Genomic DNA, 537 nt, shown 5'->3' with positions numbered 1-537 from the left:
TCCACACCACAGTGGCCTGCTGGTCTGCGCTGGTCAGCGCCAGGGCGTAGGCCTCGGCCGGCAGCATGCGGCCCATGGCGTGGTCCACGTACTGCAGCACGGTGCCGGTCAGGATCGGGCCGCGGTGCTCAGCGCGGATGCGGGCCAGGGCCAAGCGCAGCACAGGCTTTTCGATGTGGGCTAGGTCTTCCGCCAGCAGCAGTAGCGCGGCAGGCCGGACCTGCTGGCCGCTCAGCTCCATCGTGGCGCCCAGCTCCTCCAGCAGCCAGTCGGTGTCCAGGTCGTCACGCATTGCCGCCCTCCCCGTTGCCCCGGCCGCCACGCTGGCGCAGCAGCCGCTTGGCCTCCTCGATGGCGTCGAAATTGGCGCTGGTCTTGTCGGCTGCCTGCGCTGCAGTGCCGGTCATGGCCTGGCCGCGTGCCCACTGCGTCCGGTAGCTCTCGGCCTTTCCCAACAGCGCGCCGACACCGTGCGAGTCCTTCAGCACGTAGGCCTCGCTGACGCATTCCACGTACCAGGCCGCCACCAGCGGCGCC

General features: G+C 70.4%; 2 pseudogenes. Both read right to left on the bottom strand.

The annotated features are described in order from the left end of the window. Positions 1–292, bottom strand: a pseudogene (locus L995_RS28660) (hypothetical protein); the annotation flags it as partial. Then, positions 285–537, bottom strand: a pseudogene (locus L995_RS34090) (helix-turn-helix domain-containing protein); the annotation flags it as partial. The pseudogenes L995_RS34090 and L995_RS28660, both read right to left, overlap by 8 nt.

The sequence above is a fragment of the Delftia sp. ZNC0008 genome (genome assembly GCF_000799035.1).
GTDB lineage: Bacteria > Pseudomonadota > Gammaproteobacteria > Burkholderiales > Burkholderiaceae_C > Comamonas > Comamonas tsuruhatensis.
The sequence above is the reverse complement of the archived record's forward strand: the minus strand, read 5'-3'. Positions and strand labels throughout refer to the sequence as shown.